We start from the raw sequence: 25098 nt of genomic DNA, 5'->3' as shown, positions 1-25098 counted from the left end.
CCTCGGCGCCGGTGGAGTGGTTCTCTCGCTTGCTCATGAGGGCCTCCGGACTTTGTCAGGTTGCCTCGTGTCCCAGTCTCGCGCTCCCCCTGGCTCGGCCAGGAGCCGAACGGCCCTGATGGTGCGGCTGTGCGGTCCAGCGCAGCGACGGCGTGGTGACCCGGATCGGCCGAGTCGAAAACGCCCTTCAATCCGGTCATCGAGAGATTTCGCCGCTCCGTCGAGGGGCCCCGAAGCGGGGTTCCACGGATGTTGGGGTGCCGTCGCAGGGGATCCGCCTCCCTGGAGCAGAACGTCCTTCCCGCGCTGTCCCCGGGCCCTTCGGGTGATTCACGGCGTGTCCGAGTGCCAGACGATGCCGCGGCATGAGAGTCCCCAACATCTTGAGGACTGATGGCTCGCACACGTCGTGCGGGCTGTGACGGCTGGTAGCCGCACCATGCGCCTGATGTCAGGAGGACCCATGGAGATGCCCTTCATCAACGAGTGTGCGGTGGAGTCGTGCTCTTACAACGTCGGCAGTGCGTGCCACGCGTTGGCCATTACGATCGGTGATCCACCGCATGCTCACTGCGACACGTTCTTCGTCACTTCGTTCAAGGGTGGCGATCCGGCTGCCACCGGACAGGTCGGGGCGTGCAAGATGACCGACTGCCGGCACAATTCCCGGCTCGAATGCCAGGCGGGCTCCATCGCCGTCGGCCGCGCGCGGGAAGGCGCCGACTGTCTCACCTACAGCCCACGCTGAGGATCCGCCGTATGAAAGTCTCCGATGCTATGAGTGCTCCGGTGGCTGCCGTTGCTCCTGGGACGTCCTTGGCGGAGGCGGCCCGGCAGATGGACGAGTGCGGAGTGGGTTCCGTCGTGGTCGTCGAAGGCGGGGCGCTGCGCGGTATCGTCACCGACCGTGATCTTGCGGTGTGGGGGCTGGGCCGTGGCCTGGACAGCGAGGCGCGGGTCGAGGAGGTAATGTCGTCGCAGGTCATCACGGTGGGCGTGCATGACGACATCCATGTGGCGTATCGGACCCTGCGCCGGTCCGGTGTGCGTCGCCTGCCGGTCCTCGACGAGTACCGGGTGGTGGGCATGCTGACGGTGGACGACCTGCTGCTGGACGTTTTCCACCGAGTGGCCGACCTGCTCGGGCCGGTTGCGTGGAGCGTCCTGGAAGAGCCGCCGGGGCCGCCGTCGGCCGACGGCCCCGCGCATGGCCTGTGAGTCCCGCCGCACAGGCAGCACGGACGCCCACCGTAGCGCCGCATGCGAGCACGCCGCTCCGTCGAGGCCGGCCACAACGCGCGGCCCCGATGCCCCCTTGTTCCTGCGACTCACCTCTCAAGCGGCCCCTGAAGCTCCTCGATTCCCCACTGCGCGACTCCCTGGTGGCCCGCCACGGGAAGCAGCCGATGGCATGGCGGGGTGAAAGCCCTCCTGCCCCAGATCACGCCTCGGAATGCGGTGGGTCCTTGACCGGCGCAAGCTGAGGCCATGGTCGAGCATTCCGTGATCGTGGAGGCGCCCTACGGATCTGGCGGCCGCCACGTAACGGTCGACAAGGAGATCCTGAGCACCGCGTACTCGCTGCACGACTTGACGGTGCTCCTGCAATACGCAGGGCTGCTGGACGGGGATGAGCTGGACGTGGCTGAATCGGAGCTCATCGAGTGGCATGGCGGTGGCCCGGAAGTTTGGCCGCGCCAGGGTGGTGGGCCGAACTGCTGGGCGGGGCCGAGTCAGCCCACCCACTGGTGAGGGAGACAAGGCCGGCCTGACACGGGTCGGACCGGCGAAGAGCCCGGGCCCCCGGACACCACACCCGCCTCCGGCAGGCGACGGTTGTTCATGCCCGGGAGGCGGGGTCGGCGTAGCGCAGTAGCACGACCACGCCCTCGCACAACTGCAGCTGCTTCTCCGGCACCACAACCAGTTCGGCTCTCGTGCCCACCAGGGCGCGGGTCAAGGCCGCGTTGGCGCGCTCCTCGCGGACGTCATGCACGCCGTAGGAGCGCAGTTCCTTTTCAGCGAGCGCGAGTTGCCCAGGTTCGGAACCGACCCACAGACGCAGCGTCGACTCGGGATGGTTGTTGAGGAACAGCACCTTGACCCTGCCGCGCTGCAGTTCTGATACGGCGCCGGCAAGGCCCTCGACCGACGCCCCGTCGCGGGCCCGCTGTGCGAGGAAGGCATCCAGCAGAGCCCGGTCGCGCACGGCCAGGCGTCCATGGAAGGGACTTTCGAGCCGCTGCTCCATGAGCGCCCGACCCGGCTGGGATTTGCCCACGCCTCCCACCGTGATTACCTGGCTGCGCAGGGACGGGGGAAGCCGGTGGACAAGGATGCCACGAGCCCAGACGTCTCCCGAGACGACAACGGCTTCTGCGTCGAGGTGCCGTGCACGACCTTCCAGTTCCCGGCCGATGGCTTCGGCGGCGTGCGGCCAGTGGGCCACGAGGACCTCCTCGTGCAGGCGATGTCCCGGCGTGACCTTGGTCAGCGGCCATGTGCCGGCCTCGGCATCGATGCGCACGATGCCGGTGGCGTCCGTGGAGTGAGGGCCGCTGTAGCGGACGTGGACCGCCAGATACGGGATCCCGGGCGCGTGCTGGAAGATCAGCGGCATGGTGTCCGGCAGTGTCCCGAAGTGAGCAGTGTCCCGTGCGGGCGGGACGGGCAGCTCGTCCAGCAGGGCCAGTCTGCCGTGCGCGGTGAACACCGCCTGCCCGTGGGTACCGGGGATGTCCGTGTCGGTGCCCACCATGCGCGCGACCGCGGTGATGGAGTCCTGATCCGCTCCCTCAAACGCCAGGGCGTCCCGTAGATGCCGCCAGCGCACTTCTATGGCGACGTCGGGATCCTCGATGGCGCTGTCACGGGACGTGTCCTGATACACCGACGCGAAGGGGCCGGGCCGCTTGTACAAAGGTTCCAGAAACGAGAGTCTCATGGTCACTCTGCGCACCCTGCCGAAGTCTCCCGGGCGGGAAAGTGCGACAGCCGCTCCGCCAGTGCAGGAATGCGATGTGTCCAGCTTCGACTGCCCCGCAAGGGAGTCGTGACGCCGCCGGGCCGGAACTGTCAGGAGCCGGTGATCTTTATGTGTCGGAGCTTGGTGGCCCGCGCCTTGGGCACCGTGACGGTCAGTACACCGTCACTGAGCGTCGCTTTGACCTCGTCGGACTTGACATCGGCGGGAAGGAGGGCCCGGTACTCGAAGCGCCCGGTGCGGCGGGTGCTTCGCCGCAATACGCCTTCACGCTCCCGCTCCTTGTACTCCCCGGTGATGCGCAGTTCCCGCTCACTCACCTCGACGTCGATGTCGTCCCTCTCGACGCCGGGCAGTTCCGCCTCGACGCGAGGCGCACAGGTGTCTTCGCCGGCGCATGCCCGCACGACTGTGGCCGCCCCGGAATGTGGGTGGCACTCCCATGCGGAGGCGCGCTGAGCGTGGCACGTTGGCTACAGCAGCATTGTGAGGAGATGGTGGCGATCATGCGAGCTCACCTTGGCGACCAACTCGTCATCGAGAGCCCGGCGACCGGTGTTGCCAGGCGTGACGGCGAGATCGTCGGACTCCACCACGAAGACGGAACACCTCCCTACGACGTGCGCTGGTCGGACACGGGCGAGGTGACGCTTGTGTTCCCCGGGTCCGACGCGCATGTCCGTCACCTCGAACACGAGCCCGGCAGAGGCCACGTGTCTTCCCGGACAGACATGGACCGGGCTGGTGCCGGGTCTGTCCCGACCCCGCCAGGCGGCCCCGCCCGCCCCGGCGACGTCGGACGGCGCATTGCGGCGGAACGCACACGACTAAAGCTGTCCCGTGGGGAAGTCGCCGACCGGGCCGGCATGGCGCCTGACTACCTCGCCTACCTCGAAGAGGGGTCGGCCGAGCCGAGCCTGGCGACCCTCATCAGACTGGCCGGCGCCCTGGGCACCACCGTCGCGTCCCTGCGCGGAGTCGGCGTCGAGGCGCCGCCGGGCCAGGGTCAGGCGCTCCTCCACCCCCGACTGCAGGCTCTCAGCCCCGATGAATGCCGCGCCCGGCTCTCCGCCCACGGTGTGGGGCGTGTTGCGGTGTCCACCCCGGACGGCCCGGCGATCATCCCGGTGAACTACGAGGTCGTCGACGACGCGATCGCCTTCCGGACCGCCCCCGGCTCGGCCCCCGCCGCAGCCGTGGGAACGGACGTCGCCTTCGAAGTCGACCATGTCGACGAAGCCGTGAGCCAGGGTTGGAGCGTTCTTGTCGTTGGCCCGGCCCGCGTCGTGTCAGAGCCCGAAGCCGTGCGGCGGCTGGCCGATCGCGCCCATACCGAGCCATGGGCCGGGGGTGAACGCGGGATGTGGGTTTGGATCCAGCCCACGCGCCTCACAGGCCGCCATATCGGCCCGCCCGGGCAATAACCCGGGCGAGGCTGCGCCCCGCGCACGGCCCGGCCGCCGTGGCGCTGGGAGTTGCGGCGGGCGCAGCCTCCAGCCACCCTTCAGGGAGTCGGCCGCGGCCTCGCCGGGACATCCGCTGCAGGAGCGTCCTTCGTACCGTCAGTGCCTACGACGCCCCGTCCATCGGGGCTCCACGAGCTCCCACTCGCGGTCCCACTGCGCGAAGCGGCGGCGATCGAGGGACACACGCACGCCTTTCCACGCGACGCCCGCGAGCGCGGCGAGGCCCGCCGCCGTGGCGAGACCCGCGCAGACGCCTGCGGTCGCAGCCCGATCGCGGGTGACGGGCGCAGCGGCGATGTTCCCGCGGGTGTCCAGCCACACGGTCGCCGTACTTCCTTTCCGCTGCCAGGTCCCCACCGGTGCCACGGTGACGTGGAGTCCCTGACGATCCTCCCACTGGACCCGCGCCCGCGGGCGGGCCTGGTCCGTGAAGCCGTCGCCGCCGACCTGCGCATCAGACATAAGCTGTGCCGTGACCGCATGGCGTTCGGCCAGTTGCGCGGCACGCAGCTGACTGTAGTGGCCGTAGACCGCGCTTCCGGCGATCCATCCCGTCAACGGCAACAGCAGCATCAGCACGGCTGTCACCAGCACCCGGAGCCAGCGTTCCAGGCGGTCAGACTGTCGTTCGAGTGCATTGTCTCCGCTGCCCGATGCTCTCCGACGGCACGGCCCGGGTGGGCGAGTGAGCCGATATCCGCGGAAACGCGGTGCCCGCATCGCACGGCCTCCTTGCGACTCGACGTGCGGTTCTTTCACCCTGGCGCACCGCAGACCAGGCCGGTATGGGTCCCCCGGGTCCCCAAGGGTGCCCGATCGGCCCAACTCCACCCCTGTTGCGAGGGGCACCCTGGTGGATGAGCCACGCCCCACTGAAGGCAGCCCGGCGCGGTGCGATCCGGCGGGAAGTGAGCCACGGTGGAGATGTGCATGGCATCTGTTGGGGATGCCGAGCAGGGTCAGAAGCAGATGGGAAGACGGCCAGGAGTGAGGGAAGATGCAGGCGCATGCAGGTGATGTACTGCGATTTACGGGAAGAACCGTGGGAACGCCGGAACACCATGCCACCGTCGTGAAAGTACTGGGCCGGAACGGGGAACCGCCCTACCAGGTGCGCTACGACGACGGCCACGAGACGGAGATCTTTCCCGGCCTTGGATGTGTGCTCGAGAGCCGTCCCGCGCGCGACGCCCGGCCCGTTCCTCCCGGCCGGGACGAACGGTGACCAGTCGTCCCAGAGTCGGCACGGGAGTCCAGCAGGCCGCCTGCGGTGCCAGGCTGCCATTGCACGGGGCGGCACGTGGAGGTGTCGCAGCGGGGGCAGGGAACGGCAGGAATCGGGGGAGCGGGCGGCATGCCCCGAGCGGATGGCTGTTGCTGCCTACGACCGGGTGGCGGCGCGTCGAGACCATACGGGTGCGTACTCTGCTCGGCTGATGCCGACACGGACGGCAGACTGCCGTGCGAGGCTGGTCAGGACCTTGTGGTCCTGTTTCCCTGTGGTCCCGGTCTGCCGAGGCGCGCCGAGCCGTACTTGTGGTAGGGCGTCCGCCCGGGGTGCAACCTCTCGAAGGGGCGGCGCGCCGTCGGAAGGAGGGCACGATGGCCGAGCAGGACCTGATCAGGTGGCTGGAAGACTTCTCGATGGCGGACATCGCCGTGGCCGGTGGCAAGAACGCCTCACTCGGGGAGATGATCCGCCACTTGTCGCCGCAGGGCGTACGGATCCCGAGCGGCTTCGCGACCACCGCGCACGCATACCGGCGCTTCCTCACCGCCAACGACCTGGGCCCCCGGGTGTCGGAGGGGATCGACGCGCTGCACCGCGGCGCCGACCTGGCCGAGGTCGGCGAGTCGATTCGGCGCATGTTCCTCGGCGCCCCATTCCCGACCGACCTGGCCGAGGCCGTCCGCCGCAGCTACCGGGAACTGGGAGACCGCCTCCGGCGGGCCGACCCGGACGTCGCGGTGCGCAGCAGCGCCACCGCCGAGGACCTTCCCGAGGCCAGCTTCGCTGGGCAACAGGAGACCTTCCTCAACATCACGGGCGCGGAAGCCCTGCTGGAGGCCTGCCAGCGCTGCTACGCGTCCTTGTTCACCGACCGGGCCATCAGCTACCGGGAGCACCACGGCTTCGACCACCTGAAGGTGGCTCTGTCGATCGGTGTGCAGCAGATGGTCCGCTCCGATCGGGCCGGAGCGGGCGTGATGTTCACCCTCGACACCGACAGCGGCTTCCCGCGCGTGGTGCTCGTCAATGCCGCCTTCGGTCTGGGCGAGTCCGTCGTGGGCGGCCGGGTGGATCCGGACGAGTACCAGGTTCACAAGCCGCTGCTCGCCCAGGCCGACACCAACCCGGTGATCTCCAAGACGATCGGCGGCAAACAGACCAAGGTCGTCTACGGCGACGGCACGCAGCCGACGATGACCGTGGCGACCACCGAAGAGGAGCAGGCCGCCTGCGTGCTCGACGATGCGGAGATCCTGCGGTTGGCCAGGTCGGGGGTGCTCATCGAGGAGCACTACGGGCACGCGATGGACATCGAGTGGGGCAAGGACGGCGACACCGGCGAGCTGTACATCGTTCAGGCCCGGCAAGAAACCGTCCAGGCCCGCAAACAGACTGCCACCTTGCGCTCCTTCCGGCTGAGGGAACGCGGTGAACCGCTGACGACCGGCCTGGCCGTCGGCGACGCCATTGCTGCCGGGCCGGTGTGCAACCTGCGCAGCGCCGCCGAGATCGGACGGTTCCAGGACGGTGCCGTGCTTGTGACCGAGACCACCGACCCGGACTGGGAACCGATCATGAAACGGGCGGCCGCCATTGTCACCGACCACGGCGGACGCACTTCACACGCGGCCATTGTCAGCCGGGAACTCGGCGTGGCTGCCGTCGTCGGCACCACCGACGCCACCAGCGTGCTCCCCGACGGCAGGGAGATCACAGTGTGCTGCGCGGAGGGCGAGGAAGGCGTCGTCTACGACGGCGTCCTCGACTACGACGAACAGGACATCGACCTGACCGAGGTGCCGACCACGACGACGAGGGTGATGCTCAACATCGCCAACCCTTCGGCTGCGTTCCGGTGGTGGCGGTTGCCCGCCGACGGCGTCGGACTGGCTCGGATGGAATTCATCGTCAACACCCACATCAAGATCCATCCCATGGCGCTGGTGCGCTTCGACGAGCTGGCCGACGAGGCAGCCCGTGCCCGGATCGCGGAGCTGACCTGGGGCTACGCCGACAAGACGGAGTACTTCGTGGAGCGGCTGGCCTACGGCATAGGGCGCATCGCCGCCGCCTGGTGGCCCAAGCCGGTCATCGTCCGGATGAGCGACTTCAAGACCAACGAGTACGCCAGACTCATCGGCGGCCGGCAGTTCGAACCTTCGGAGCACAACCCCATGCTGGGCTGGCGGGGTGCCAGCCGCTACTACAGCGAGGGCTACCGCGAAGGCTTCGGCCTGGAATGCCGGGCACTGCGCCGGGTCCGCGACGAGATGGGGCTCACGAACACGGTCGTGATGATCCCGTTCTGCCGGACCCTTGAGGAGGCCGACCGTGTTCTGGAGGTCATGGCCGGCCACGGTCTGGTCCGCGGCCGCAACGACCTTGAGGCTTATGTGATGGCGGAGATTCCCTCCAACATCATCCTCGCCAGAGAGTTCAGCGACCGCTTCGACGGCTTCTCCATCGGCAGCAATGACCTGACCCAGCTCACCCTTGGTGTCGACCGGGACTCCGAACAGCTCCGCGCGCTTTTCAACGAGCGCGATCCGGCCGTCACCACGAGCATCCGGACCCTTATCGCCGCCGCCCACCTCAAGAGCCGCAAGGTGGGGCTGTGCGGCCAGCGCCCCAGCGACGACCCGGACTTCGCCCGCCTTCTGGTCGACGCCGCCATCGACTCGGTCTCGGTGACTCCCGACAGCTTCCTGCTCGTCAAGAACAACGTCGCCGCCGCCGAACAGGCTCGGCGAGCCACAGAGCTACCCCCAACAGGCGCCTCGTCCGGCTGACCCGGACAGTTGGCGCTCCGAAAGCTTCGAGAATGCGGTCACCGCAGTGGTGCACCGGGCTCGGCGCCGGGGTGATGCCTGAGGCCGACGACACCGTCCACGCTCTCGCACAGGTGTAACTGCGATGGGGACGCCGATCAGGAGGCGCTCCAGGAAGACGTGCAGCAGTCACCACGGCTGACGATGTCGACCTGCCCGTGAACCGCTGACTGCGACTGGCGCTGATGGGCGCGAGGGCGAGGAACTCGCCCCGGCGGTACGCCGGGCACCGTGCGGTTCTCGACGGCGCCCCTGGGGCCGAGCCGCCGCTCGGCCGGCTCGACGCCTGGCTGGTCACCGACGAACGGTCGGAGCTGAGGTCCCGACTGCACGGGCTCGCGGCCGCACACGGTGCCCGCGTGCAGGCCGGCGACCTCGAGTTCGGTGCCGTGCGGGTGCGGTGTCGTCCGGTGGTGCACACGGCGCATCCCGCCTACGGCTACCGGATCGAGGCCGACCGATACGATTCCGCGGCGGGGTGGGTCGCCACGCGAGCGTGCGCACAGTCGGCGAGAAGGCCGCACGGCATGGTGTGCGGCGGCTGGTCCATGCCCACATCGGGCGGCCCACCCTGCGGGCGATCGACGCCGGGGCGAAGCCCGAGGTGGGAGAGTTGGGGTGAGAGCGAACCTACTCCTTGCGACTATCTGCGGGGTAGGACTTCCCAATCGTGATGTCAAGCGCCATCGTGACGGAAGGTTAATCTTGATAACACTCTCCGTCACGAAGCGTCGCCCACAGGACATGAGGCGCGCGAGCGCGAGCAGGGCGAGTCGTCGCGGGGCTCCGGGCGGCCAAGTCTTTTGAGTCGTCGAGCCGGCGCCCACGTGACCGCCATACCCAGAACCCCTGGGTCCTCCGATCTTACGATTGACCAGACACGGCTCGGATCTTGCCGGTTTTGCCGACATTCGGCAGCCGGGGTCCCTATGGTCCGGAGTTGATCGGCTACTGACCGCGGGGGGCGGTGTCCTGGAGGTTCGAGCAGATCGGACGGGTGCGCCGGCAACTGACCGATGACGTCGAACGCGTGCGCAAACAGCTCGTCGTGGCAGAGGCAGAGTTGGCCGATCTGTACGCGGGGGACGCGTGGTCCCCCGGAGTCTGGCCGACGCCCCGGCACCAGAGGGTCCGAGTTGGATGGGCCGGATTCTCGGCAGACACAGGGCCGGTCAGTTGCCGAGCAGCATGGGGTACCACGGGCAGTGAGCCGGTGCGCACCGCCCCGACGGCAGGCATCCAGCAGCAGGAGCAACTCGACCAGGTACTCGTTCACCCTTGGCCCCGTCGGCTGGATCACGTACACGTCCGTGCCCCGCACCTGGCCGACGACGGGACGCAGCTCACCGTCCGGAAACCGCTCCAGGCCGCAGGCGACGGGCTGCACATCGAGCGAGGCCGCGACGGCACCGGCGAGTGCCTGGTGCGCTGAATCCAGGCACGATTCGAGGACTGGTCATCGCTCCTGCCGGGCACAGTCAGTCTTCTCTGCCTCCTCCTCTCATCATCCGGCCGTCGACCGCACCCGCCACCGGGCTTCTGGGCCTCGTCGTTGCGCAGATTCCGCACGACAGGTCCCGACCTGTGCAAGCCGGGAAAGGTACGGTCCGTGCGCTGCGGTGCATCACGACGCGCGGGTCGGGTCTTTTCCACGTGCGCGCCGTGGATCTCTTCCAGGCCCCCACGGTGACGACCGGCCCAATGGCGACTGCTTTCGTCCCGTAAGAAGCTGGAATGACGGTGACCGAGTCCGTTTGCGCGTAGAGCGCCGACACGCCAAGCACGGCATTACTCATTCGCGGTGTCTCCGAATCTGCGGCGCATGTGCACTCGTGTGGGGCGGACCTTGGAGTGTGGATCCCGCCAGGAGAGGAGACATGGACCTTGACGATTCCCCTGGTGGTCGGTATCGACGGGTCCGAGCCGAGCCTGGAGGCGCTGGACTGGGCCGCGAACGAGGCAGTCCGGCACAAGGTGCCGCTGCACCTCGTGCACGCGGTGGCGCCGGGCCAGGACGCCTCCGACCTGGTCGCCGCTGCCTCCGAACGGGTCAGAAAGAATGCGCCGACCGTGCGGCTGTCGAGCGAGGTGCTCCACGACGATGCGGCCTCCGCCCTGGTGAGCACGGGGCGTAACGCCTTCGCGCTCGTGCTCGGGTCCAGAGGGCTCGGAGATCTCGCCGGGATGCTCCTGGGGTCGGTCAGCCTGGCCGTGGCAGGGCGGGCCGATTGCCCGGTCATTGTCGTGCGCGGCGAGGCGGAGCACCGGGACGCCCGGTTCGGGAGCGTCGTCGTGGGCGTCGAGGACGGAGAGGGAAGCGGCACGGCGGTGCAGTTCGCGTTTCGTGAGGCCCACGTGCGGCGCTGCCGGCTGGTGGCGGTGCACGCCTGGTGTGCCCCGTTCGAGGCGGCCTCTGAGGCCCCACCTCCGTCGCCATACGCCTTCGGGGCCCACCACCGCGCGCCGGCACAAGTGCTCGACGACGCACTGCGCGGCCCCGCAGAGCAGTACCGGGACGCCGCACCGGTGAGCCGCCGGGTGGTCGAGAGGCCGGCACGACAGGCGCTTCTGGAGGCCGCGTCGGGTGCCGACCTGCTCGTCGTCGGAGCCCGTCGGCGGCGTGGGCACTTCGGCCTGCAACTGGGTCTGATCAATCACGCGGTGCTGCATCACGCACCGTGTCCGATCGCGGTCGTTCCGCAGATATGACGGCCACACGTTGGGGCACCGACCACGCCGAGAGCCGGTGGGGACTGGAAAGCCGCCCACCAGTCGTGCTCGGACTGCCGACGGCCTCGATCGGCGTGAGGCTGACGGCTTACCGGGACTCTTGCAGAAAGTCCAGGTGTTCACGACTCCGTTGGGAAATCCGTAAACCGGTTATGACGGTGAGCCGGGCTGCCATGATCGGCCTGTTCGCCGATCGAGGGTGGGGCTGGATGTCGCTGGAGCCGCAGGCTGATCGCGGAGTGCCGGAGCTGACTGCGCGGTTGGTGCGGGCTTCGTGCCCGAAGGGGACGCTTGCGGTCCGTGTTGTGCGGCGCTCGGTCCGCTGTTCGAGGACGAGTCCTTTGCCGAGGCGTTCCTCGCACGGGGGCGGCCAGCGGTGTCGCCCGGGGTATCGGCGCTGGTGTCGGTGCTCCAGTACGCCGAAGGGCTCACCGACCGACAGGCCGCTGACCAGGTCCGGGCCCGGATGGACTGGAAGTTCCTCCTCGGTCTTGAGCTGGACGATGCGGCGTTTGACTTCTCCGTTCTTTGCGATTTCCGTGCCCGGTTGATCGAGCACAGGGCGCCGTGGGCGGACGGATCGACGACCGAGCGGTGGCGGCCTCCAAGGGCATCCCCTACGCCGCACCGCCGTTCGTCACGCACGGCTTCCAGCCGCCGCGGTTTCCGGCGTCCTGGACGGGTGCGCGGGCGAGGCCTCCAACTACGGCCCGACGGCCCCCAAGCCGCCGTACGCCGCACCGTACGATCGCCTGATCCCTGAGGTGGACGTGTGCCGGGCGAGGACTGCCTCAGCCTCAACGTCTGGACGCCCGGCCCGGGTGGGCGGCTGCCCGCCATGGTCTGGGTGCACTGTGGTGCCTTCGCCAACGACTCCGGGGCCCTGTCCGGGTACGACGGCGGTTGCCTCGCTCGTGACGGTGTCGTCTGCGTGACCGTCAACTACCGTTTGGGAGCGGATGGTTTCCTCCATCTGGGAGCCGGGGACGCCGCCAGCCCGGGCCTGCTCGACCAGATCGCGGCGCTGGAGTGGGTCCGCGACAACATCCGTGCCTTCGGCGGCGACCCGGACCGGGGCACCGTCTTCGGTGAGTCCGCGGGCGTCATGGGCATCGGCACCCTGCTGGCCATGCCGTCGGCCCGGGGCCCGTTCCGCCGTGCCGTCCTCCAGAGCGGCGCCGCGCATCACACGCTGGGTCCGGCGACCGCCCCCGCTGATCGGCCACCGTCTCGTCGGCTTGCTCGGCGTCGAGGCGACCCGTGAGATCATCGGCGCCGTTCCGCTCGACCGCCTGGTCCGTGCCCCGCAGCAGCTGCGCACGGATATCTCGGCCGACCCCGATCCGGCCCGCTGGGGCGAGGCGGCCTGCAATCTGATGCCCTTCGAGCCTGTCGTCGACGGGGTCACGCTGCCGCGGCCGCCCATCGACGCGATCGCGGACGGAGCGGCACGTGACGTCGACCTGTTGGTCGGGAGGAACAGTGACGAGTTCCGCCTCTTCCTCGTGCCGAACGGCGTGATCGACCTGGTGGGCGAGCCGTAACTGGATCGCGCCGCGGCCGGCTACGGGCTCGACCCCCGGACCGTGATCCGCACCTACCGCGAGCAGCGACCCGACGCCACGCCGGGAGTGCTGCTTGCCGCGATCGCGACGGACTGGTTCCACCGCATCCCGGCCGTCCGCCTCGCCGAGGCGCAGGTCCCGCATCGCCCGGACGGTGCCTATTTGTACGAGTGCGCCTGGCAGCCTCCGACGTTCGGCGGTCGCCGCGGGGCCTGCCACGCCGCCGAACTCTCCTTCGTCTTCGACAACTTGGATGACAAGTCCGTCACGCCGCTGATCGGTTCCGCACCCCGGCAGGAGATGGCCAACGCCATGCATGGTGCCTGGGTCACCCTCGCCACCACAGGTGATCCGGGGTGGCCTGCCTACACCATCAGTAGCCGCACCACCCGGCGATTCGACACCGTCTCCGTGACCGAGGGCGACCACCGCCCCGGCGAGCGGTCCGTGTGGGTCGGTCGGCGCTGATGCGGACCGTGCACCGCGTCAGGCGCGGTCATGCCGTCAGTTGCCGGCGCGTGTTCCGGCGAGTACCAGGTCAACGGCCTGCTCGGCCCACTGCGGGTCGCCGCCACGTCCTGCCATGTAGTCGGCGTAGAACGGGCCGAGCAGTGCCGACACGGCCGCTTCGAGATCAGCGTCTTCGCGGATCTGGCCGGTCAGCTGCGCCTGTTCCAGGGCATCCCGCAGTAGGGTCCGGCGGGGGAGTACGGTGCGTTCGCGCAGGAGGGCGAGGAGTTCGGGGGTGTGAGCCTCTTCGGCGAGGCAGGTGCCGATGAGTGCCATGCCGTTGACTCGCTCGATGGTGGCGGCGAAGTCCTTGAGGATGTTCACCAGGTTGGTGCGGAGGTCCCCACTGGGGGGTGGAGTGTCTGTCATGCGGGCGGCGGCGAGGGCTGCGGTGAGGAGATCAGCCTTCGTCTTCCACCGCAAGTGGATCGTGGACTTGCTGACCTGCGCGGCAGCGGCAACCTGGCTGAGGCTCATGCGCGTGTAGCCCTGAGAGGCCAGCAGTTCCAGGGCGGCCTGCAGGATGGCGGCGTCCTTCTCGGCAGAGCGCGGTCGCCCCGCGGCTTTGGTTTCCGTTCCACTCACCTGGTCAGGATAGTTGCCCTTCCATACCGAGCGGTTCGGTACGGAAGTGGTTCGGGGTGGTCGGCCGACGGCTCGGCGTGTGTCAGCTGGACAGGAGCTCGCGGTAGTGCTTGGCGTGCAGGGCGAGGTCCTCGTCGGAGACGGTGCGCGCGCCGTGCAGGACGAGCGGGTCGGCCAGGTGCATGCCGGTGAGACGGGCGGTGGCGCGGAACGGGGCCATGAGCTCCGTCATGGTGAAGAGATTGAAGCCCTCGCTTGTGTACGAGGCGGCGGGGCCGCCGGTGGACGTGACGATCTGCAGCGTCTTTTCCCGCAGCGCGATGCCGTCGGATCCGTAGGCGAAGCCGAAGGTGAGGACCTGGTCGATCCAGGACTTGAGCACGCCGGGCGCGGCGTACCAGTGCCAGGGGAACTGCCAGACGATCACGTCGTGGTCGCGGAGCAACTGCTGCTCGCGCGGGACGTCGATGCGGCCGTCGGGGTAGGCGGCGACGATGTCGTGGACGGTGACGTGTGCCAGGTCGCGTACGGCCTCGGCCAGGTGGGCGGTGACGCGGGAGGCGTCCCGGTCGGGGTGGGCGACGACGACCAGGGTGGGGGTGGGGGACATCGGGTGCGGTGCTCCGGAGGTACGGGAGGACAGAGTGCGGTTGCCGGGGTCCCGGCCGGTGACGAGATTCTCGTCGAGGGCGTCAAGGCCTGGGATGCGCGGCCGGGAGCAGTCCGGGTGTCCGACGGCGGCCGTCCGGTGGTCCACCGGGTTAAGGCCGCATGCCTCATCGAACATCTGGCCGGGCTGGGGGCAGGGACCGGCAGACCGGCCGTGCTCGGGGTGCCGGATGCCCCGCCACCACGAACGGGGGTCAGGCGCTCGTGCGGGCGCCTGCGATGTGGAAGTTGAAGTCGGCGTGGCCGAGCGCGCCCCACAGGCGCAGCCAGATGGGCAGGAGCATCTCGGTCCCGCGGGCTGTGGTGATGCCGCCGAGGTCGATGACGCTCGCAGCGGGCCAGCCGAAGGACACCAGCAGTTCGGTGACCTGCTTCTTGGCGTTTGTGTCGTCACCCGATACGAACACGTCGTGCTCGCCCGCCACGCGGGACGGGTCGACCATGACCTCGCAGTTCATGGTGTTGAGGGCCTTTACGACACGCGTGTCGGGGAAGGCGCGCTGGATCCGCTCCCCGAGGCTGTCGGTGTTGACCGGGTTCAGTGACGGAGGCATCCCCGCGGAGAAGTCCAGCGGGTTCGCGATGTCGAGGAGCACTTTGCCGGCCAGGTTGTCGGCGCCCGCAGCGGTCAGGGCCTCCAGGCTGGCGCCGCCCGCGGTCGTGTTGACCACGGCCTCGGCCCAGGCGGCTGACTCGGCGAAGGTGATGAGCCGCACGGCGGAGTGGTCGGCCAGCCACTCGGCGAACGAGGCGTTGCTGTAGCCGTCGGGCTCGGTGCGGGCCAGGGTGGCCTCCGGGTCGCGGGTGCCGATGACGGTCTCGTGACCCAGGGCGGTGAGCTTGGCTGCGATGGTCCGGCCGACGATGCCGGTGCCGAGAACGGCGTAACGCATGAGGGGTCCCTTTCGAGAGGACGGACGCGACGATCGGCGCGCCTCACAAAAACTAAACCGAGTGGTTCGGTATTTCAAGTAGAATCGGTGCGTGGAGTACACCGACACAGCCGTAGCGTGTCGCGGAATCGCGGGACGTCCGCGCCCCCGGGCAAGGGGCCGCCATTCTGGCGGCGGCGCTGTCCCTGCTCGCCGACCAGGGCTTCACGCGCATGACCCTGGACGCCGTCGCTTGGGCCGCCGGCGAGCAAGGCCACCTGTACTTTCGTACAAAGGCGGAGCTGGCCGCAGCCGCGTTGAAGACGCTGCGCCCCTGGCCGGCGGCGCCCGTGCCCGGCGATCTGCGCACCGCCCTGACCGCCGTCCTCGGCGACTTCGTCGGCACCCTCGTCCACGCCCGCGGCGTGACGCAGGCGCCGAAGGTGACCGGAGCGCCGACGGTCTCGGCAGGTGGTCGCCGAGCGCGCGGGCGGTGGGGCCCGGTTCGGGGTCGCCGGGGAGTACGACGACCACGTCGCCGCGGTACTCGCCGGCCAGGCCGTGTTCGTGCCCGGTGAGGGCGGTGGCCGCGTCGGAGACGGTCGGGCGGTGGCCGCCGCCGCGGCAGCGGGCGGTGAGTACGGTGTGCGGCCGGGGCCAGGTTCAGGCCTATCAGGGCGGTGCGCCGGCGCAGGCCCTCCAGGTCACGGTGAGGTGCACCGAGCAGCTCCTCCAGGATCTCGCCGCGCAATCGGTGCTCGGCCTCGGCGACGCTGCGCTCGCTCAGCAGCACGACCGCCGTGACCAGGGCCGGCGCTTTCCAGGGACCGTATGTCTCCGGCGTCGAGACGGTCGCCGACCAGCACGTTCGAGCCGAGCACTTCGGTCCCGGCCGTGATCGGTATGGCGCAGGCCGCCGCGCCCGGTTCGGGGCCGGAGATGCGCCGGGTACGCCGGGCCTCGGTGCTCAGCACGCATGCCTCCCGCACCGCGCGGGCCGCCTGCGCGGGGTCGGGGAGGGTGCCGTCGCTGCCGTCGCGGCGGGCCCGCGCCACCACCGGGTCGTCGCCGATGGCGGCCATGATACGGCCGTCGGGGCGAGGATGCTGCCGCCGAGGACGTCGGCGAGCGGGTCGGCCACACCGTGCTGGAAGCGTCGGCCGGAGTCGGCTCGCCCGCCAATCAGACCGCCGAGGAAATGGGCATCGTGGATTGCGTCGAAATCAACCACGCCGAGCCCACGTCCTCCGAGAACTCGGTATCGCCCGCCAGGTCATCCAGGGTGACTTCCTCGGCCTTGACCCGCTCGCCATCGACGAGCCCTACGACCGCATCCTGATGAACCCGCTCTTCAGCAACGCCACCGCCCACGTCGTGTACGCCCTGGGCTTCCTGAAGAACGGCGGCACCCTCGTGGCCGTCATGCCCGAGTCGATCAGCTGGTACATGGAGAGGTCGGCTTGCCGATGTCTTCCACCACCTGGAGGGGCAGTCGTACCATCCTGGCATGGCGGGTCAGGCCCCGTTCGATGGCTTGCCGGATCCACCACGTCGCGTAGGTGGAGAACTTGCAGCCCTTGGTGGAGTCGAACTTCTCCACCGCCCTGGTCAGGCCCAGGTTCCCCTCCTTGAGCACGTCGAAAGGGCAGGCCGCGATGGTCATAGCTCTTCCTGACAAACGCGACGACCGGTCGCAGGTTGGCGCGGATCATGTGGTCCTTGGCGTGCTGACCGTCACGGGCCACTGCCTACAGGCCACGGCGCCTTTCGGCGGACAGTTCCCACCCACTGGCCTCGGCTTCACGCAGCAGATGGTCTGCGTACACCCCGGCATCGATCCGTTTGACCAGCTCCACCTGATCCTCGGCGCTGAGCAAGGGGTGGAACCGATTAGTGCCCAGCAGGTCGGACGCGTTACCCGGTTCCACCGGCTCGGGCCGGCGACGGGCCTCTGCCACGCTGGTTCCACCACCATGGTCGTCAAACCTCCAGCACCCCGGGACAGTTCCCTGCGGCGGAAGCCAGGGCGACCGTCCTGTGCGTACTGTCCACGCTACCGGCGACACACAGCCACGTCCCGGCGGCAACTCCTGACACGGGCAGAAGCCCACCGGACACGTCACCGCGCCACCAAGTCCGTTACCGGAGCCCAGGCGCCGCTTTCGGCAGGATGGACTGAGAGCGACTCCGGCAAGTTGATCAAAGAGCCACTTTGCTCCGCTCGTAGAGCCGATGGACTCGTTACCGGTTCATGATCGGCAACCATATCGGGAGCCCCCCGATCGAGTGACTTCCTCGGGCTTGAGGGAGCCGCCGTGAGTGTCGGCGTGGAGGATGGGTGGCCACTCGCTCGATCGCTCCTTTGATCAGGCGCGCGGGGTGCGCAGGGCGAGAATGGCCATGTCGTCGTGGCCGTCGCTGGGATGGAGGTCGACCAATACCTGTACGAAGTGCCGCAAGGGCAGAGCGGCGTGCTCGGCGACAAGAGCGGCAAGGCGTTCCAGGCCCGCTTCGACGAGGTGCTCGGAGTGTTCAATGAGCCCGTCGGTGAAGAAGATCACCGTGGCTTCCGGGGGCAAAAGGCGGGTGTGGTCGTGGCGTGGTTGGGTGATATCCACGCCGAGGGGCAGGTCAGGGTCAGCCTGCAGGTACCGGACCTGGCGCTCGGGGGTGAGCAGCAGTGGCGGTGGATGGCCCGCACTGCTCCAGCGCAGTGTCCAGCCGCCTTCATCTTCGGGTTCGATGCGGGCGAGGCAGGCGGTGGTGACGGGGTTGTCGGTGATGGCGTCGAGGGTGCGGTCGAGCCGGGAAAGAACCGCGCTAGGCGGCGTGCGCTGGTCGTAGAGCAGCGCACGCAGCATGTTGCGTATCTGGGCCATGGCGGCCGCGGCCTGCAGATCGTGCCCCCCCGACGTCGCCGATGACGGCCGCGCAGGCCCGGTCGGGCACTAGGGCGCGTATCGGGTCGTGATCAATCTGCGGGAATCACCCTCGCGGCGGGGCCTGGACCGGTAGATCTTCTTGCGTGACACGAGTGCAACTGACTGACGAGGAATGGGAGTTCATCGAGCCGTACCTGCCGATCGGCGAGTACGGCCCCTACCCCGAGCGGCTGCGGCAGCAGTTCGAGGGCGTGATCTGGCGGTTCAAGACCGGCGGGCAATGGCGGGAGATGCCGTACGAGTTCGGCGCCTGGTCGACGGTCTCCAACCGCTTCCGGCAGTGGCGTGACGCCGGCGTCTTCGAGGCCCTGCTCGAGGGCCTGATCGCGGAAGCCGCGAAGCGTGGAGAGGTGGACCTGTCCCTGGTCATCGACGCGCAGTGGCTCAGGATGGGTGATCAGGCGCCGTAGCAGCCCGCGCCCCCGCGGGAAGTCTGCCCCGGCCAGGTCGGCCCACTCCTGCTCCGACAGGCCCACCGGGATGAATCGGTCGAGATATTCGCCCCCGGCATCGAGCACGCCCAGCGCACCGTAACGGGCGCCGACCAGTTCCATCGCGGTCTCAACGATCAGCTGCAGCAAAACGGACAGGTCCACATCCCGGCCGAGGACCGCCTCATACAGGTCGTGCAACCGATCCTGGGCACGAGTCAGCGACCTGAGCTGATCAGCGATTAGCTCCAGCTCGGCGCCGAGCCGCAGACGAAGCCTTGCGGCATCTGGCTGCTGGGAATCCATGTCGTTTGCCATTACGGGGGTCTGGTGGTCCGCTGTTCCGTTTCGGCGGATTCGTGTCGGAGTCGGGCATTGGATCCAGCACACCCTTCCTCGTCACACGTGATCAGGATGCATGGCTCTTGATCAACTTATCGAAATCATGGCTCTCGTTCTCGTTTCCCTGGTGGCTCTTGTTCACCTTGCCGCACACGCTGGACGCGTCCTCGGCCTAACTTGGTCCCCGATCCTTCCGCGGTGCGACGATCGCGCGACGCACGACCCAAGGCAGGATCCGCCACAGCCCCACACACACCAGCAGCGTCCCCGCTCCGGCGGCGATCCCTGCCACGCGTCCGAGCGCCACGTCCACCACCAGCAGCACCGACCCGGTGAACGCCAGCATGAGCACCCACATCCCGATCCTGGCCAGGCACGAGGAGATGCGCACGATGACAGGCTTGGCATGCTGATGGAACAGCGCTCTGTGCAGCGCGGCGGGCGCCGTGAACAAGGCCGCGGCCAGCATGGCGAACAGCAGCGTCGTCACGTACGTGGCGCGCTGGACCGTGTCCAGCGTCGGGAAGCGCGGGGTGAAGGCCAGCGTCAGGAGGAACGCGAAGAGGATCTGCACCCCGGTCTGGGTGACGCGCAGCTCCTGCAGCAACTCGACGAAGTTGCGGTCGGCACGCTCCAGGGGCGTCTCGTGCCGTGCCTGGTGGGAAGGTCGGTCGCCCATACTCAACGAGTATCCGTTCCGTCCCCCTTATGCACGAGGGGAGAACGCTCCGCAGGGTGACGGCAGGCCGGCGGGGAACGCGTCGCTGTGCACGATGACCGCGCACAGCGATTCTCGGCAGCCTCGAGTGCGGGCTCGGGAAGCCCCTCAAACTGATCAGGTGAGAAGGCGGTGGAGGGGAAACGCCCGAAGACATCAGAGGCACAGCTACTGAGGTTTTCAGGTTGTCGTGGGGGTGGTGAGGGTTCATGATCCCTGCGGTATGCCGGTGGGATGCGGTATCCGGAGGGTGGGGGCCTGACCGCTGAGCGTCGGGTGTTTCGGGAGAGGATCCGGCTCCAGGCCGGCGAGCGGTTCGCGGCGGGTGAGAAGACCGCAGTGATCGCGAAGGACCTGCGGGTGAGTGTGCGGTCGGTGCAACGCTGGCGCCGGGCTGGCGCGAGGGTGGCATGGAGGCCTTGCGCTCCGCGGGCCCGGCCAACTCCCCGACCGTTACCGATGCCCAGTTCGCGGTGCTCGAGGAGGAACTCGGCAAGGGTCCGTCAGCGCACGGCTTCGACGATGAGCGTTGGACTCTGGCCCGGGTCCAGACGGTGATCCGCCGTCGTCTGCGGCTGAGTCTGTCGGTGGTGGCGACGGTGTGGCGGCTGCTGAAGCGGCACGGCTGGTCCTGGCAGGCACCTGCCCGCCGGGCACTCGAACGCGGCGAGCACGCGGTGGAGCAGTGGAAGAAAGAGGTGTGGCCGCGGGTAAAAGTCTCGCGGCGCCGTCCGAGGCGCGGATCGTCTTCGAGGACGAGGCCGGATTCGCGATGGCTCCGCCCCGGGCCCGGACCTGGGCGCGACGTGGCCGCACGCCCGTCATTCGCGTCCCGGGAAGATTCCGTCGCAGGACTTCGGCCGCCGCGCTGTACTGCTACAAACCCGGCGAGACCGCCAGACTGATCTACCGGCCTCGTCACCATCTGCTCCTGAAGGGAGCACGGAAGAGCTTCTCCTGACAGGACTACCGAGACCTGCTGGTGAGGGCCCACATCCAGCTCGGCGGTCCCATCGTGGTGGTCTGGGACAATCTCAACACCCACCTGGCAGCAGGTCTGGAAAAGTACGAAGCCCACCACGACTGGCTCACCACCGTCCGTCTTCCCTCATACGCACCCGACCTGAACCCCGTCGAGGCCGTCTGGTCACTCGTGCGCAGGGCCATGGCCGACACTGCCTTCGACACACCCCACGACCCCGACCGCAAACACCGCCGCGAGTTACGCAAGATCCAGCTCCGACCTCACCTGATCGACGGCCGCCTCACCGCCACCGGTCTGGCTATCGACCCACCGACCCCACCCTCAAAACCTCAGTAACGAACAGCCGTCTGCGGTGTGCGCGCCGCCTGTGGCCGCCCTCGGCGGTCTCGGTGCTCCTGCTGTACGCCTTCCACCGGGTGCAGATCGATGAGCACACATCCCACGCCGCATGTCCCATTCCGCCGCGGGCCCGACAACCTGCTCCGCACAGCGCACCGCCGGCCTGGCGCGTATGTCGCGGCGTGCGGCATTCGACGTTGTACTGGTTGAAGGAGTGCTGCCGAGTGAGGGGAGCAGCCGTGTCGCCGTCCGACCTTTCCCACCCCGCGAAGCCGGAGACGGTCTTCGATCGCGATGCCGAGTGGGACGCACTCGTCGCCTTCTCCTCTGCCACCCGCATCGGAGCCGGCCTCGGAGTCGTGTCAGGACGGCTGCGGCAAGGCAAGACGTACCTACTCAAGGCTCTCACCGCAGCCCTGGGCGGCTTCTACTTCGGAGCACAACCGGCGACTCAAGCCGAGTCCCTGCGCCGACTCGGCGACGAGCTGGCCAAGCACACGGGCGCATCACCGCCGAACCACTGGCGCGGCTGGGAAGACGCCGTCGACGCTCTGCTCGCGCTGGGCGACGCGCGGCCCGTTCCCATCGTCGTCGACGAGTTCACCGACCTCGTACGGCAGAGTCCCGCGCTGCCCTCCGTCATCCACAGCGCCTACCGGCGCCTGCGTGAGTCGGGGCGGGACAACCGAGCGCGCCTGGTGCTGAGCGGTAGCGCCCTGCCGGTCATGCAACGGTTGTTCTGCTCGGCCTCACCATTGCACGAACTGGCCGATCTGGAACTGACCCTTCGCCCGCTGGACTTCCGGCAGGCCGCGCGGTTCTGGGGCATCGATGATCCCGGCCTAGCCCTGCTGGTCCACGCCGTCGTGGGTGGAACCCTCGCCTACCAGCACTACTGCGGAGACCACGCCCCCAGCGGACCGGACGACTTCGACGCCTGGATGTGCAGAGTCGTCCTCAATCCCCGGACGCCCTTGTTCCTGGAGGCACATCACCTGCTGCAGGAGGAGACCGACCACTGGGACCGGGCGCTCTGCCACTCCGTGCTCGCCGCCGTCGCCTCGGGCTGCTCGACACAGGGCGAGATCGCCGAATGCCTCGGCATTCCGCTCACCGAAGCCTCGCACTGTCTCGCGCTGCTGCAGGCGAACGCACTGCTCCACGGTGAACCCGACGCTTTCCGGCCGAACCTGGTCCGGCTGCACATCACGGAGCCTCTGCTGGCCTTCGAACATGCGGCGATCTGGCCCCACCGCTCGGCGCTGGAGCAACAGGAAGTCGTCAAGGTCTGGCGGCGCGTACGTCCCGTCTTCGACTCCGCCGTGGCACGCCCTCATTTCGCCCAGGTCTGCCGTGACTGGGTCATGGCCTTCGCCGACCCCGCTGTCTTCGGTGCGCGCCCCTCGACAGCGGCCCACGGCTCACTTCCCGACCCGGTGCACCATGCCGACCTGGAAGCGGACGTGGTCGTACGCGGCCGGGTCGACGTCCGTTCCGGGGCACTGCTGTCGGTGGGAGTGGCGCGCTGGGACGAGGTCATGGACGTGCACCACCTGGAACATCTCCGTCGCCTTCTCGCCCTGCTCGGCGCGCGCGGCGAGGAGGTCGCCCACACCAGATGCGCCTGCTACAGCGGCGTCGGCTTCACTCCCGAGCTCCGCTCGGCTGAAGCAGACGGAGATGTGGTGCTCGTCGGCCTCGACCGGCTGTACGGAGGCCGATAGTCCGCCAGGGCGACGGCTCAGAGGCGGCGGTGAAGGCTGAGAAGGACCTCCGCGCCCTTCGGCCGGCCTGAGGGGCCGCAGTACCAGGGGCAGTGCGGGTGCTCTCCAAGGGGCGGACAGTGGAGAGAGGACCTGTGCTGACAAGCACCTGAGGAGGGAGCGGTGACATGCTGCATCGGATGGTCGGCGACCTCATGACCACGGCCGTTGTGAGTGTGCGGCCGGATACAAGCTTCAAGGACATCGCCGAGCACCTCGCGGACCATGACATCACGGCGGTACCGGTCGTCGACGACCAGGGCCGTCCTGTCGGCGTCGTGTCGGAAGCAGACCTGCTGCGCAAACAGGAGATCCAGACGGATCCGGGCGGCCATCTACCCGCCGCGCAGCTGCTGCCCGCCGAACGCGCCAAGGCCCACGCACTGACCGCCGAAGCGCTGATGACCAGCCCGGCCATCACGGCGCGACCGCAGTGGTCTGTCGTGGAAGCCGCCCGCACCATGGCCCGCCACCACGTCAAACGGCTGCCCGTCGTGGACGACGCCGGCAGGCTGATGGGCATCCTCAGCCGCGCCGACCTGCTGCGCGTCTTCCTGCGGCGAGACATCACGATCCGCGAGGAGATCATGACGGACGTCCTGACGCGAACCCTCGGCCTCGACCCGGGCGCAGTCACTGTCCAGGTCACCGACGGTCGAGTGACGCTCAGCGGCACCGTGCCGCAGAGCAGCCTCATTCCCATCGCAGTACGCCTGAGCGAGAGCGTCGACGGTGTTGTCGACGTCACGCATCGCCTCCGCGCCGACAACGACGCCACAGCCGGTGCACTACAGCCGTGATACACATCCGTGCCACGGACTGGGTCACCGACGCAACCACAAGGTCCGCAGGGCGGGTACAGAGAGTCCTCACCGCGGTGATCGGGCCACTGCATCCCAGATGCTCCGGGCAGCGAGGGTGCACAAGCCGCCGGAGCTTGGTCAAGGCACCGCCGTACCGCGGTAGCCCTGACGAGGCGGAAGCCCGGGCAGCGCCGTGGATGGGGCCTGCGGCCCCATGTCGGCGCGTTCCACATGTATTAGCACGGGCTTGTGGCCGGGCAGGAGGTCACCCACGCGCATGCCAGACAGCGTAGTGGCCGGTGCCGCACAGGCGACCGCCACGTCAACCCTGTCGAGCATGCCCGCACAGCGACCGTCTTGACGCACGACTGGAAGGTGTCGGGAGCCGGATCGCTCCAGCAGCTCCCAGGCCACAAGCACAGCTTCATCCACATCGATCTTGACCGCGGCGGTGCGCATCACGACGGCGACCATCCGGGCCAGGACCTCCTGATCCCCGTAAGCCTCCCCCGGCTGCTGTTCCATGGTCGCCTCCTTCTTGTGATGGCGCCGTCGTCGTTGATGTCGACTGTCGCGACCCGACGCCGCTCAACTCGCCGACGAAGCCGCCGTTACGAGCGCGATGGACCCCTCCTGGCACGAGGCGCGCGTCAGTAGCACACGCGGCAGGGCCGACCCTACGACGGGCAGCCAGCGGCCCCCAACGGCGCTGTCATTACGCGCAAACGGCTCGAACACCTCCGCCGCGAACGCCTCCAAGACACCACGCACCACAGCAATCTCGTCCGGAGCCACACACTCCCTACGCCACACCGGCCCACAGGACACGCACCACCACAGACGACCTGACCAAGCCCTACTAGTACTCCAGCCGTAGTTCGGTATCTGGGCTGGTCAGCGGCCTGGTGGCGTGGAGTGTAGCGGGGCGCCAGGTGGGCGGGACGGACTTCCCCACCGCGCCCCACGAACGAGTGCTCTGCTGCATGCTCGTGAGCTGGTGCGAGCAGTCCCTCGGCATGCTCAATGATGCGCCGGTGAATGTGTGGGATCGGGAACTCGAAGAACTCTTCCTGCGGATCGGGAGCCGCTTCAACCGGATCGAGCCCCGCAGGCGGATGCGAGACTACGTACGCGGCCTGCTCGCTCCGGTCGGCCGCAAGAACGGGTGGCAGCTCGCCGAGTGGGCCGGCCACGCCACCCCGGACGGACTGCAGTACCTGCTCTCCCGCAGCCGCTGGGACGCCGACAGTGTCCGCGACGACCTGCAGCAGTACGTGGCCGACCAACTCGGCGATGACGACGGCGTGTTGATTGTCGACGACACCGGCTTCATCAA

29 protein-coding genes and 3 pseudogenes are annotated in these 25098 nt (G+C 68.7%); 18 read left to right on the top strand and 14 right to left on the bottom strand.

Going from position 1 to position 25098, the window contains the following annotated elements; genetic code table 11:
* The first annotated feature begins 463 nt into the window (after positions 1-463).
* The 3 genes from ACFYX0_RS40040 (at position 464) to ACFYX0_RS40030 (ending at position 1752) form a co-directional block, all read left to right on the top strand.
* Positions 464-748, top strand: a complete 285-nt coding sequence (locus ACFYX0_RS40040) for a DUF1540 domain-containing protein (RefSeq protein ID WP_311700939.1) — start codon at positions 464-466, stop codon at positions 746-748.
* A complete protein-coding gene (locus ACFYX0_RS40035) occupies positions 676-1218 on the top strand; it encodes a CBS domain-containing protein (RefSeq protein ID WP_311700938.1) in 543 nt (180 codons plus the stop codon). Before ACFYX0_RS40040 ends, ACFYX0_RS40035 begins: the two co-directional genes overlap by 73 nt.
* Positions 1219-1488: 270 nt before the next feature.
* Complete coding sequence (locus ACFYX0_RS40030; protein WP_311700937.1) at positions 1489-1752, top strand: hypothetical protein; 264 nt, start codon at positions 1489-1491, stop codon at positions 1750-1752.
* 88 nt (positions 1753-1840) lie between these two features.
* On the opposite strand, the gene ACFYX0_RS40025 is transcribed toward ACFYX0_RS40030, so the two are convergent.
* Both ACFYX0_RS40025 and ACFYX0_RS40020 read right to left on the bottom strand, forming a co-directional pair.
* Positions 1841-2944 (bottom strand): hypothetical protein, encoded by a 1104-nt coding sequence (locus tag ACFYX0_RS40025; protein ID WP_388978765.1) that lies wholly within the window; start codon positions 2942-2944, stop codon positions 1841-1843.
* A 131-nt stretch (positions 2945-3075) separates the two neighbouring features.
* A complete protein-coding gene (locus ACFYX0_RS40020) occupies positions 3076-3390 on the bottom strand; it encodes an Hsp20/alpha crystallin family protein (protein WP_388978762.1) in 315 nt (104 codons plus the stop codon).
* Between the two features lie 99 nt (positions 3391-3489).
* Here ACFYX0_RS40020 and ACFYX0_RS40015 point away from each other — a divergent pair, with 99 nt between their 5' ends.
* Complete coding sequence (locus ACFYX0_RS40015; protein WP_388978771.1) at positions 3490-4407, top strand: pyridoxamine 5'-phosphate oxidase family protein; 918 nt, start codon at positions 3490-3492, stop codon at positions 4405-4407.
* Positions 4408-4545: 138 nt separating this feature from the next.
* Here the strand turns inward: ACFYX0_RS40015 and ACFYX0_RS40010 are convergent, their stop codons facing one another.
* A complete protein-coding gene (locus tag ACFYX0_RS40010) occupies positions 4546-5043 on the bottom strand; it encodes a hypothetical protein (protein ID WP_388978760.1) in 498 nt (165 codons plus the stop codon).
* 403 nt (positions 5044-5446) lie between these two features.
* On the opposite strand from ACFYX0_RS40010, the gene ACFYX0_RS40005 reads away from it, so the two are divergent.
* The 3 genes from ACFYX0_RS40005 (at position 5447) to ACFYX0_RS39995 (ending at position 9130) form a co-directional block, all read left to right on the top strand.
* Positions 5447-5674: a DUF1918 domain-containing protein gene (locus ACFYX0_RS40005; RefSeq protein ID WP_388978759.1), complete on the top strand. Its 228-nt coding sequence runs from the start codon at positions 5447-5449 to the stop codon at positions 5672-5674.
* A 377-nt stretch (positions 5675-6051) separates the two neighbouring features.
* A complete protein-coding gene (ppsA, locus tag ACFYX0_RS40000) occupies positions 6052-8469 on the top strand; it encodes a phosphoenolpyruvate synthase (RefSeq protein WP_388978756.1) in 2418 nt (805 codons plus the stop codon).
* A gap of 535 nt (positions 8470-9004) precedes the next feature.
* Entirely contained in the window at positions 9005-9130 is a 126-nt protein-coding gene (locus ACFYX0_RS39995) for a hypothetical protein (RefSeq protein ID WP_388978754.1), read from the top strand.
* A gap of 99 nt (positions 9131-9229) precedes the next feature.
* On the opposite strand, the gene ACFYX0_RS39990 is transcribed toward ACFYX0_RS39995, so the two are convergent.
* Positions 9230-9895 carry a ribose-phosphate pyrophosphokinase-like domain-containing protein gene (locus ACFYX0_RS39990; protein WP_388978751.1) on the bottom strand — a complete coding sequence of 222 codons (666 nt, stop codon included), beginning with the start codon at positions 9893-9895 and terminating at the stop codon, positions 9230-9232.
* Positions 9896-10392: 497 nt separating this feature from the next.
* On the opposite strand from ACFYX0_RS39990, the gene ACFYX0_RS39985 reads away from it, so the two are divergent.
* From ACFYX0_RS39985 to ACFYX0_RS39965, 5 genes are all read left to right on the top strand, one after another.
* Positions 10393-11217: a universal stress protein gene (locus ACFYX0_RS39985; RefSeq protein WP_388978748.1), complete on the top strand. Its 825-nt coding sequence runs from the start codon at positions 10393-10395 to the stop codon at positions 11215-11217.
* Positions 11218-11512: 295 nt separating this feature from the next.
* Complete coding sequence (locus ACFYX0_RS39980; RefSeq protein ID WP_311700929.1) at positions 11513-12001, top strand: transposase; 489 nt, start codon at positions 11513-11515, stop codon at positions 11999-12001.
* Between the two features lie 9 nt (positions 12002-12010).
* A complete protein-coding gene (locus ACFYX0_RS39975; protein ID WP_311700928.1) occupies positions 12011-12502 on the top strand; it encodes a carboxylesterase family protein in 492 nt (163 codons plus the stop codon).
* Positions 12477-12782 carry a hypothetical protein gene (locus ACFYX0_RS39970; RefSeq protein WP_311700927.1) on the top strand — a complete coding sequence of 102 codons (306 nt, stop codon included), beginning with the start codon at positions 12477-12479 and terminating at the stop codon, positions 12780-12782. The genes ACFYX0_RS39975 and ACFYX0_RS39970 overlap by 26 nt, the downstream gene beginning before the upstream one ends.
* A gap of 42 nt (positions 12783-12824) precedes the next feature.
* Positions 12825-13271: a hypothetical protein gene (locus tag ACFYX0_RS39965; RefSeq protein WP_311700926.1), complete on the top strand. Its 447-nt coding sequence runs from the start codon at positions 12825-12827 to the stop codon at positions 13269-13271.
* 36 nt (positions 13272-13307) lie between these two features.
* On the opposite strand, the gene ACFYX0_RS39960 is transcribed toward ACFYX0_RS39965, so the two are convergent.
* The 8 genes from ACFYX0_RS39960 to ACFYX0_RS39925 all read right to left on the bottom strand — a co-directional run bounded on the left by ACFYX0_RS39960 (position 13308) and on the right by ACFYX0_RS39925 (position 18318).
* Positions 13308-13898, bottom strand: a complete 591-nt coding sequence (locus tag ACFYX0_RS39960; RefSeq protein WP_311700925.1) for a TetR/AcrR family transcriptional regulator — start codon at positions 13896-13898, stop codon at positions 13308-13310.
* An 82-nt stretch (positions 13899-13980) separates the two neighbouring features.
* Positions 13981-14685, bottom strand: a complete 705-nt coding sequence (locus ACFYX0_RS39955) for an NAD(P)H-dependent oxidoreductase (protein WP_388978745.1) — start codon at positions 14683-14685, stop codon at positions 13981-13983.
* A 76-nt stretch (positions 14686-14761) separates the two neighbouring features.
* The gene (locus tag ACFYX0_RS39950; protein WP_311700923.1) at positions 14762-15460 is read right to left on the bottom strand and encodes an NAD(P)-binding domain-containing protein; all 699 of its coding nucleotides are present in this window, start codon (positions 15458-15460) and stop codon (positions 14762-14764) included.
* A gap of 683 nt (positions 15461-16143) precedes the next feature.
* Positions 16144-16521 (bottom strand): hypothetical protein, encoded by a 378-nt coding sequence (locus ACFYX0_RS39945; protein ID WP_388978742.1) that lies wholly within the window; start codon positions 16519-16521, stop codon positions 16144-16146.
* A 100-nt stretch (positions 16522-16621) separates the two neighbouring features.
* Positions 16622-16810 carry a hypothetical protein gene (locus tag ACFYX0_RS39940; protein WP_388978739.1) on the bottom strand — a complete coding sequence of 63 codons (189 nt, stop codon included), beginning with the start codon at positions 16808-16810 and terminating at the stop codon, positions 16622-16624.
* Positions 16811-16874: 64 nt separating this feature from the next.
* Positions 16875-17102, bottom strand: a complete 228-nt coding sequence (locus ACFYX0_RS39935; protein WP_388978736.1) for a sigma factor — start codon at positions 17100-17102, stop codon at positions 16875-16877.
* An 85-nt stretch (positions 17103-17187) separates the two neighbouring features.
* A complete protein-coding gene (locus tag ACFYX0_RS39930; RefSeq protein WP_388978733.1) occupies positions 17188-17397 on the bottom strand; it encodes a sigma-70 factor domain-containing protein in 210 nt (69 codons plus the stop codon).
* Positions 17398-17805: 408 nt separating this feature from the next.
* Positions 17806-18318, bottom strand: coding sequence for a PP2C family protein-serine/threonine phosphatase (locus tag ACFYX0_RS39925; RefSeq protein ID WP_311700921.1), 513 nt, complete (start codon positions 18316-18318; stop codon positions 17806-17808).
* Positions 18319-18464: 146 nt separating this feature from the next.
* Here ACFYX0_RS39925 and ACFYX0_RS39920 point away from each other — a divergent pair.
* A pseudogene (locus ACFYX0_RS39920) lies at positions 18465-18770 on the top strand (transposase); the annotation flags it as partial.
* Between the two features lie 556 nt (positions 18771-19326).
* Here ACFYX0_RS39920 and ACFYX0_RS39915 read toward each other — a convergent pair.
* Positions 19327-19833 carry a DUF6328 family protein gene (locus ACFYX0_RS39915; protein ID WP_311701446.1) on the bottom strand — a complete coding sequence of 169 codons (507 nt, stop codon included), beginning with the start codon at positions 19831-19833 and terminating at the stop codon, positions 19327-19329.
* Between the two features lie 273 nt (positions 19834-20106).
* On the opposite strand from ACFYX0_RS39915, the pseudogene ACFYX0_RS39910 reads away from it, so the two are divergent.
* The 4 genes and pseudogenes from ACFYX0_RS39910 to ACFYX0_RS39895 form a co-directional block, all read left to right on the top strand.
* Positions 20107-20645: pseudogene (locus ACFYX0_RS39910) on the top strand (winged helix-turn-helix domain-containing protein); the annotation flags it as partial.
* Positions 20645-21193, top strand: a pseudogene (locus ACFYX0_RS39905) (transposase). The pseudogenes ACFYX0_RS39910 and ACFYX0_RS39905, both read left to right, overlap by 1 nt.
* Positions 21194-21420: 227 nt before the next feature.
* Entirely contained in the window at positions 21421-22920 is a 1500-nt protein-coding gene (locus ACFYX0_RS39900) for an ATP-binding protein (protein WP_388978730.1), read from the top strand.
* Between the two features lie 167 nt (positions 22921-23087).
* Complete coding sequence (locus ACFYX0_RS39895) at positions 23088-23759, top strand: CBS domain-containing protein (RefSeq protein WP_388978727.1); 672 nt, start codon at positions 23088-23090, stop codon at positions 23757-23759.
* Between the two features lie 141 nt (positions 23760-23900).
* Here the strand turns inward: ACFYX0_RS39895 and ACFYX0_RS39890 are convergent, their stop codons facing one another.
* Entirely contained in the window at positions 23901-24287 is a 387-nt protein-coding gene (locus ACFYX0_RS39890; RefSeq protein ID WP_388978724.1) for a CBS domain-containing protein, read from the bottom strand.
* Positions 24288-24778: 491 nt separating this feature from the next.
* On the opposite strand from ACFYX0_RS39890, the gene ACFYX0_RS39885 reads away from it, so the two are divergent.
* A partial coding sequence (locus tag ACFYX0_RS39885) for a transposase (protein ID WP_388978768.1) occupies positions 24779-25098 on the top strand: 320 nt, incomplete at its 3' end.

This window comes from Streptomyces sp. NPDC002573 (assembly GCF_042889625.1).
GTDB lineage: Bacteria > Actinomycetota > Actinomycetes > Streptomycetales > Streptomycetaceae > Streptomyces > Streptomyces gibsoniae.
The sequence above is the reverse complement of the archived record's forward strand: the minus strand, read 5'-3'. Positions and strand labels throughout refer to the sequence as shown.

What these genes read in the sequence shown, in the direction of transcription:
- ACFYX0_RS40040 (WP_311700939.1), top strand. Translation starts at nt 464, where the DNA reads ATGGAGATGCCCTTCATCAACGAGTGTGCGGTGGAGTCGTGCTCTTAC.
- ACFYX0_RS40035 (WP_311700938.1), top strand. Translation starts at nt 676, where the DNA reads ATGCCAGGCGGGCTCCATCGCCGTCGGCCGCGCGCGGGAAGGCGCCGA.
- ACFYX0_RS40030 (WP_311700937.1), top strand. Translation starts at nt 1,489, where the DNA reads ATGGTCGAGCATTCCGTGATCGTGGAGGCGCCCTACGGATCTGGCGGC.
- ACFYX0_RS40025 (WP_388978765.1), bottom strand. Translation starts at nt 2,944, where the DNA reads ATGAGACTCTCGTTTCTGGAACCTTTGTACAAGCGGCCCGGCCCCTTC.
- ACFYX0_RS40015 (WP_388978771.1), top strand. Translation starts at nt 3,490, where the DNA reads ATGCGAGCTCACCTTGGCGACCAACTCGTCATCGAGAGCCCGGCGACC.
- ACFYX0_RS40005 (WP_388978759.1), top strand. Translation starts at nt 5,447, where the DNA reads ATGCAGGCGCATGCAGGTGATGTACTGCGATTTACGGGAAGAACCGTG.
- ppsA (WP_388978756.1), top strand. Translation starts at nt 6,052, where the DNA reads ATGGCCGAGCAGGACCTGATCAGGTGGCTGGAAGACTTCTCGATGGCG.
- ACFYX0_RS39955 (WP_388978745.1), bottom strand. Translation starts at nt 14,685, where the DNA reads ATGTTCGATGAGGCATGCGGCCTTAACCCGGTGGACCACCGGACGGCC.
- ACFYX0_RS39950 (WP_311700923.1), bottom strand. Translation starts at nt 15,460, where the DNA reads ATGCGTTACGCCGTTCTCGGCACCGGCATCGTCGGCCGGACCATCGCA.
- ACFYX0_RS39945 (WP_388978742.1), bottom strand. Translation starts at nt 16,521, where the DNA reads ATGGCCGCCATCGGCGACGACCCGGTGGTGGCGCGGGCCCGCCGCGAC.
- ACFYX0_RS39935 (WP_388978736.1), bottom strand. Translation starts at nt 17,102, where the DNA reads ATGACCATCGCGGCCTGCCCTTTCGACGTGCTCAAGGAGGGGAACCTG.
- ACFYX0_RS39925 (WP_311700921.1), bottom strand. Translation starts at nt 18,318, where the DNA reads ATGGCCCAGATACGCAACATGCTGCGTGCGCTGCTCTACGACCAGCGC.
- ACFYX0_RS39915 (WP_311701446.1), bottom strand. Translation starts at nt 19,833, where the DNA reads ATGGGCGACCGACCTTCCCACCAGGCACGGCACGAGACGCCCCTGGAG.
- ACFYX0_RS39895 (WP_388978727.1), top strand. Translation starts at nt 23,088, where the DNA reads ATGCTGCATCGGATGGTCGGCGACCTCATGACCACGGCCGTTGTGAGT.
- ACFYX0_RS39890 (WP_388978724.1), bottom strand. Translation starts at nt 24,287, where the DNA reads ATGGAACAGCAGCCGGGGGAGGCTTACGGGGATCAGGAGGTCCTGGCC.